Below are 7610 nucleotides of genomic sequence, written 5' to 3'. Positions count from 1 at the left end.
GGGTCACGGGCCTGCCCACCCCTTGCAACGCTGGCCGCTGAGCGGAACGTCTGAGGTGCGCGCTCAACCCCGGCTACGCCGGGGTTGAGGTCCCCAGGGATTTACACCAACACAGGGGACGCAAACTCCCGATTCCCTATGGCCGTCCTTAACCTCTACGCCCTCACCCAGCAGGCCGTCCCTGGGAGTGGCACGGCCCGATGATGGAGCGGGCCCGCTAGCTAGGTCTGATCTACTTCGGCTCGCCGTTTGATAAAACCGCCGGCGGCTTCCTCGAAGCCCTCGGCGCCCTCGCCTTCAAGATCGCCAGCTTTGAGGACAACCACATCCCGCTGATCGAAAAGAACGCCTCTACCTGGGGCTTCCTGAATAAGACCAGATCCACTGCGCTGCAGTGGATTTCAGCAGTTTTTGGCGGTAGAATGTGCGCAAACGGGCTGATTTGAGCCCAAAAGCGGCCCGGGGTTTTCCACATGTATCGGCGTGAGCATCGTCATCAGCTCTCGTTCGAAGACTTCTTTCTGCCATTTGGCGGCAAACTCTCTGGCGACAATCGCTGGATCAAACTGGCTGAGCTCATTCCGTGGGATGAGCTGGAGGATGATTACGCGGCTCAGTTCTGCAAGGGATTTGGAGCGCCAGCAAAGCCCTTTCGCATGGCACTCGGCGCATTGATCATCAAGGCTCGTCTCGGGCTCACGGATGAAGAGCTGGTCGAGCAGATCAAGGAGAATCCATATCTCCAGTTCTTCATCGGCCTGGAAGCATTCCAGTATTCAGCGCCGTTTGATCCGTCGATGATGGTGTATTTCCGCAAGCGCCTACCGGAAGTCGTCGTGAATGACTGCAACGAACGGATTGTGCGCCACGGTCTGAGGGTGATTCGCTCATCAGGTTCCCAGGCCCCCGGCGATGACGGCGGCAGTGGTAGTGGCGGCGGATCAGCCAGTTCTTTCGACCAGCCAAGACCATCTGCTCAGAAGCAGCCGAACCAGGGCTCGCTGCTGATCGATGCCACCTGTGCGCCTGTGGATATCCGTCATCCAACTGATCTATCACTACTCAATGAAGCCAGGGAGGTGACAGAGATTCTGATTGATGCGATGCATCCTCCGATCAGAGAACGTTTTGGTCATAAGCCACGTACACACCGCAAACAGGCGAGGCAGCAGTTTCTCGCCGTAGCCAAGAAAAAGAAGCCCCGGATCAACAAGATCCGCAAGGCCATCAAGCAGCAGCTGGGGCACTTGAAGCGAAATCTCTCGAGCATTGACGCTCTAACCGCTTGTGGCGGCTGCCTTCTGGCCGCCGGTCGACATATCTATCAAAAGTTGTTGGTGGTCAGCAAGCTGGTCCGCCAGCAGACCATTCTGTATTGCGCAGATAGTAGAAGTATCCCTGATCGCATCGTCAGCCTCTACCAAGCGCATATTAGGCCGATTGTTCGTGGCAAGGCTCGTTGCAATGTTGAGTTCGGCGCCAAGATCTCAATTTCTGTCACCGGTGAGGGATTCACCTTCCTCGATCGTCTCAGCTACAACCCCTACAACGAAGGAGAAGACCTCAAGGCTCAAGCCATAGCCTATCGGCGACGCCATGGTCACTATCCGAAGGTAATTTGTGCTGACCAGATCTACCGCACCAGATCGAACCGTGCGTTCTGTCAGCGCCATGGCATCCGTTTGAGCGGCCCACGCCTGGGACGGCCGAAGAACGATCCTGAGTTAGTGGCAGCCGAAAACGGCAGTTCATGGATGACCAACGGCAAAGAAATGCTGTTGAAGGTAAGATCGGCCAAGGAAAGCGTCGTTTTGGACTGGGCCTGATTCGCGAGAAGCTCGCGGTTACTCAAGGTTCAACCATTGCACTGAATGTGCTGGTGATGAACCTCGAGAAGCTTCTGGAGCTTCTTTTTGTCTTTTTTGCGTACTTGCTCCGGCTTCTCCTCCGCAATGAACCAGAGAAAGGTTCACGTTTCGCGCACCTGAGTAATCAGGCGGTTCCCGCATGAACGACAAGGCTCCATGCCGTTCGAGTGCAGGTCTTTGACGGGTTGGGCTCGGCCCCTCTTTCTCAGGAAGCCCTACCTGCAAACCTCTGATCATCTCATCCGGCATGGCAAGACTCGGCGAACCCGCCGACACCGTGCGCACCGCGCGCGACGCGAGCTGGATCCAGCTGGTGCGATTCAAGTGCACCAGCACTTACCACGCCAGCCCCGTAAACACAAACATCCGGACGATCCCCCACTTGCGGGAGCTTTTTGGCTGCGAAGACGGCATTAGCGCCCACAAAATGGGGCCGGGCGTGGCAGTGGCGCCGTGGCCTTGGGTGCCAGCGTGGTGAAAAATATTTTACCCTGCCTCGCCGATGGGTAAATGGTCACAGCATTCTCACTTGAGCCCAAAAAGCTCTCGAAGCTTTCTAGCGAGGGCCTTCAGGCCTGACATTAACTTGGTAAAATTCACGACAGTGCAAAGGCATCCGAGATGAATAGCCTGATATTTCGCCGCTCTATATACGATTCGGAAAAGATTTCAGAGGTAGCCCACATCACAGCATCAAACATTCGAATTATCAGACCGGACCCTGACGCACAACCAAGCCAATACATAAAATTAATTGAGATAGGGCGGAATCTGATTCACAAAATTATGACCACCTTTCCTGGAGATCCCATTCTAGACATAGATAAGAACATATAAAAAAATAATCGAGGACGCCTTTCCACGAAAGATATTCAAAACTCTCTCATTAATCGCAAAACAAACATAGAGTATTATAATGTCGAGATCTACAGTCCTTTTCTGGTCTACATTTATTGACTGGGCGCCAAGCATAAAGATTGAACGAGAGCTAATCCTTAGGGAGAAGGAGAAGGGAAGCCATTGCATTGGAGTACATTGTGATGGCGCGCTTTCACATTGCCACGCAATGAGGAAAGATTACAAAGATCTCTTTGTATGCATTGGATGCCAAGACAGCTATCGCAAGAACATCATGCCACTTTGCGATGATGTAATCTTTCTAAAACCAACTGACATTACTGTTGATAGAAAAGCCAAGATTACCTCACAGGCAGATTTGTGCCAGTTGACAGAGAACAATATTGATATAGGAACTGCAGTACTTTCAAGCATAAAAACAGATTATGGAGACGACAATCCACCATTGGCAAGCCTACTTAAAGGGGTGAGGACAAGACTAAAAGCGGGCACCCAAGTAGCACGTCTTTTAGGGGAAATATTAGATAAATACTACCCAGATAAAGTTTATATGTTCAACGGAAGGCACTTTGACTCTCGTCCATTGCTAAGGATGTGCCAAGATAGAGGAATCGATTTTTATACATATGAAGTTGAATTCTCACCAAAAAAATTTAACCTTTGTCACAACTCGACTCCCCACTCACTTTCAAATTTGCAGGGTCAATTTATTAATTACTTAAAGCTTCAACATGCACAATTAAATACATCTTCTATAATTAACAGGATAAATTCAAAAGAAGATATCTACGCTCAAGGGTTTCGCGCAAGTCAAAAAGCAAAGGCATTACCCGCAGACTTTAATATTGATATACACAATATATCTATACTGCATTCATCAGAAGACGAATACGCCAATGTTGACGATTCTCTACGCCTTTGGGGCCATGAATCCTTTGCCAATCTATTGGCATCACTATCTCATAAATATATCAGTAATAAAGAGATATTGTTCTACGTGAGGCTCCATCCACGGCTGCAAAAATACAATCCGCAAAGCGTTAAAGATCTTCTCCGACTGAATTATAAAAACGTTCACGTCATTCCCCCTGATTCATCTATCGATACATTTGCGCTCGCATGTGCTTCACAATGTACTTTGTGTTACGGCTCTACTGCTGGTCCAGAGGCTATTCTATTGGGGGCAAGGGCAGTATGTATCGGAGAATGCGCCTATTCTGGGGTTGGGATGATGCCAGAAGCCAAAAATTTTGAAATACTAGACAAATACATAACAAATCCTGAATTAATTAACTGTTCCAAAGAAGTCGCTGCTCAATATATAAATTTTCTAAGCAAGAAGGGCGAAATCTTCCTAATTGAGAAGGAAGTTTATAGCTTTACTCGAGGGGGCCTGAATCAATTTCTTCAGCAATTTTATAACCTATGCCTTAAGTGCAGGATCCCTACTCGAAAAGGGTTCATCAGCTTACTTCTTTATACATACTGGAGAGTACAGATTTATTTAAAAGGGTTTCTCCAAAATATTATGCAGTAAATTTAAATTGAGGATCAACCCCTGGATAAGTCAAGCGAAATTAGTTTTCTCTCCCAGGACAAAAATTAACTCCCTTCCAAGTGGAATTAAGGGCACCTCGGAAAATCAACAAAATGTTCAACTGCGACATGATCACAACTATGATTTGTTGAGTATTTGACGTGACAACGTGGGTCAGTGAGGTTTCTGGGACGAAGAATAAAGAGCCAAAAAGCCAGGATAAAAAACCGGTTCTCAAGCGCCTGGCTGATTCATTCCCATGGGAATCGTTTCGCCCACTTCTTGACCATGGCTATGATCAGGAGGGCAAGAGCAATGCAGGGCGCATGAGGATTGATCCGTTGATTCTCTATAATATGTTGGTGCTGCAGCAGCTTTTCAATTTGAGCGTAGGCCTAGCCTTCCGTCTGCGGTTGACGAGCTCAAATTTTAGGTGAATGACAGCCGCTCCTTTGAGAAGTTTGTCGGGCTTGGAGAGATGAATAGCACTCCCGATGCCACCACAGTCGCCTTCTTCAGAGAACGACTGCGCAAGGCGTGAGTTATTGAGGAACACTTTGTGATGTTTGAGGCATGCCGGCGCTCACAGGGTATCCAAGCCCGTGGTGGTCAGATGATTGACGCAACTTTCGTCCCTGTTCCCTAGCCGCAGGCTTCTGCGCAACAGTAGCAACGCAATATCCACGAGGAGAACAAGGAAATCAAAGGCGGGAGGCTGCCGGAGGGCTGGGAGGAAAACCCAAATCGCTTGCAGCAAAAGGATTGAGATGTTCGCTGGACAAAAAAGAACGGCATCAGTTACTACGGTTACAAGAACAGCATTTGCATCGATGTCGACAATGGGTTGATCCGCCGGTATGCTGCCACGACTGCCAATATCCATGAGAGCCAGATGTTCCCACTCCTGCTGAATCCAGATAACGAACATGACTATATCTGGGCAAACTCAAAGTATTCCGGCGACTGGTTAATGAACTTCTGAGTCTCGGTGGCTTCGAAAGCCTGCTATACGAAAAAGGCGCTCGCAATCATCTGCTTAGCGACGCAGCCAAGGAATTGAATCGTATCAAGTCGTCAATCAGAGCGTGCGTAGAGCATGTCTTTGGTTGCATGACCATGACAATGGGGGGAAAGCTCACAAGAAAGATTGGGCTAGAAAGGAACGAGGCTTGGTGGGAACACAAGAACCTGACATTCAACTTCCTTCGTTTTCTTCAGCGCTTTGCCCGCGTAGCAGTGGTTGCATGAGACACTCATAGAAGTGCCATTGCTCAAAGTAACTCGTCAATAGACGATATAATGCTTTATTGCAGAGCCGCCGCCTTGGCAGCTTTTTAATGACCGCAAGATTTCTCTTTTGCGCTGATTATCAGAGGTACTCTTAAAATAAGTTTTTCAAACCAATTCCTTTTAAAGCCTGAAAAATAGATGCTGAAAATGAGTATAATAAAATTTATTTTTAAAACAAATCTTTCATAGGTATCATGGGGTTACTTCGTCTCATACTTGCTATGTGTGTAGTAATCGGACACCTAAGGCTTGGAAAACAGTTTGCGTTGGATGGTGGTGACGCAGTAAAAATTTTCTTTGCAATAAGTGGTTTTTATATGGGGCTGATACTAAAGTCTAAGTACGAGGTAAAAAATTGGGAAGGTATGAAAAGGTTTTGGATAGCACGTTATCTGAGACTTTATCCATTATATATTGTAATTTTAGCACTCTCAATTATCTGGTATATCACATTAGAATATCTAACCAACGGCCGCACTCCTGATTTTCCGCTGTTGCGATTTTCATCATATTTTTCTCCATTTGAAAATTTTATATTATGGCTTAGCAATATTTTAATTATAGGAATCGATATACCTTCTCTATTGGGACTGAATATAAATTCAGACATGATAGCTTTAATAGGCTCAAAGTCAGGTTCAACTATGGATAATCCTGATATAATATGGATGGGTTGGATGGTTTGGGTAAGGCAGGCATGGAGTTTGGGAACTGAATTATGGTTTTATCTTGCTACACCATTTATAGTCAGGCTAGGAAGCTTTGGGTTGGGTCTGCTAGGCATCTTAGCATTTTTTACTGGAAAAATGTGGAATAGCATTTCAGGTGGTGATAGCTATTATTTTACACCATATCTCTTTGTATTTTTTATTATAGGTATTTTATTAAATCGAATTTATAATTATTTAAAATTATCTCAAAATATATCAAATTTTCCTCTCGGCTTGAAAATTGCGCTACGATCAACACCTATTATTTGGGCAGTCATTTTGCCTGCTACTGGCATAAAGATAGGTACCACAATAACCTATTTAATTTTTCGCTTCAATACCTGTATTGTTTGCGCTCACAAAAAAAGATCATGTTGATAGGTTTATCGGTGAGTATTCATACCCAGTATATATAAGTCATATGCTCGTAATTTCTTTTACTTCTGCGTTAATATCTAAAATCTCTAATCGTTCCCCAATCTCACTAAGTATTTATCCACTTGCCTCTATCGCGCTAACCATAGCGTTTTCGATTTTGCTAGTAGTTTATGTCCAACTGCCACTGGAAACGATTAGGGGCAGGATCACAAAGGGCCTTTCAGGGGGTGTCGACTAATCATCTGCAAGCCACTCTGGCAGCAGGGCCTATTAGAAGTCTGCCCCAATAGCCCTGGCTTGGGCGCTGCGCCTACGGTGTCCTGCGCGGGAACCGCCCCTGCCCCTTGGCCTCCCAGCTCACCACCACCCCAGTCGCTGCAAGCGATCTGATCAGCTTCCTCAAGGCCCTTCCGGACTGCCGGATGCGCCGCGGCATTCGCTTTCCCCAGTGGTGGATGCTCTTGGTGGCGATCCTCGCGATCCTCAGCGGCCAGGGCTCGCTGGTTGGCATGGAGCGATTTGCCAAACGCCACCGGCAGACGCTCAACAAGCTGCTGGGCACCGATTTCGGCAAGTCGCCATCGGATTCCACATTCAGGCTGCTGCTGGCCCAGCTGGACGTGGCTGGCTTTGAGAGCCTGCTGCGCGGCTGGATGACGGCCCAGCCGGGCGTCGCTGAGCTGGACACCCTGGTCTGTGACGGCAAGACCCTGAGGGGCTCGATCGCCGAAACCGACTCTGGCGCAGCGAAATTCATCGCTCAGGTGAGCCTCTATTCAGAGACTCTGGGCGTGGCGATCGCCCAGACGACCTACGCCACCGACGCCAGTGGTGAGATCCAGGGGCCGCGTCCCTTGGAATGGTGTAAATCCTGAGGCCCGATTGCCCTGGACTGAGGGAGAACAGGGGTGAATGACGGGCTGTCATTCTTGAGGCGCATGTGCACCTCGTTGTTTCACGATGAATCCC

General features: G+C 48.0%; 7 protein-coding genes and 1 pseudogene. All 8 read left to right on the top strand.

Annotated features, from left to right (window positions below; all coding sequences use genetic code 11):
* Positions 1–227 precede the first annotated feature (227 nt).
* On the top strand, positions 228–446 hold the full coding sequence (locus KBY78_RS16420) for an N-acetylneuraminate synthase family protein (RefSeq protein ID WP_399215948.1): 219 nt from the start codon (positions 228–230) through the stop codon (positions 444–446).
* A 27-nt stretch (positions 447–473) separates the two neighbouring features.
* Positions 474–2011 (top strand): annotated as a pseudogene (locus KBY78_RS14155) (IS5 family transposase).
* Positions 2012–2097: 86 nt separating this feature from the next.
* A complete protein-coding gene (locus tag KBY78_RS16415; protein WP_399215946.1) occupies positions 2098–2346 on the top strand; it encodes an N-acetylneuraminate synthase family protein in 249 nt (82 codons plus the stop codon).
* A 588-nt stretch (positions 2347–2934) separates the two neighbouring features.
* Entirely contained in the window at positions 2935–4263 is a 1329-nt protein-coding gene (locus tag KBY78_RS14150) for a hypothetical protein (protein WP_255144131.1), read from the top strand.
* A 161-nt stretch (positions 4264–4424) separates the two neighbouring features.
* Entirely contained in the window at positions 4425–4700 is a 276-nt protein-coding gene (locus KBY78_RS14145; protein ID WP_255144130.1) for a hypothetical protein, read from the top strand.
* 356 nt (positions 4701–5056) lie between these two features.
* Complete coding sequence (locus tag KBY78_RS14140; protein ID WP_315856673.1) at positions 5057–5245, top strand: transposase; 189 nt, start codon at positions 5057–5059, stop codon at positions 5243–5245.
* 502 nt (positions 5246–5747) lie between these two features.
* The gene (locus KBY78_RS14130) at positions 5748–6641 is read left to right on the top strand and encodes an acyltransferase (RefSeq protein ID WP_255144127.1); all 894 of its coding nucleotides are present in this window, start codon (positions 5748–5750) and stop codon (positions 6639–6641) included.
* A gap of 344 nt (positions 6642–6985) precedes the next feature.
* Entirely contained in the window at positions 6986–7516 is a 531-nt protein-coding gene (locus tag KBY78_RS14125; RefSeq protein ID WP_255144126.1) for a transposase family protein, read from the top strand.
* Positions 7517–7610 lie beyond the last annotated feature (94 nt).

The organism is Synechococcus sp. EJ6-Ellesmere (genome assembly GCF_024345875.1).
In the GTDB taxonomy this organism is placed as follows: domain Bacteria; phylum Cyanobacteriota; class Cyanobacteriia; order PCC-6307; family Cyanobiaceae; genus Regnicoccus_A; species Regnicoccus_A antarcticus.
Note: the sequence above shows the minus strand (reverse complement) of the source record. Positions and strands in the feature narration are given on the sequence as shown.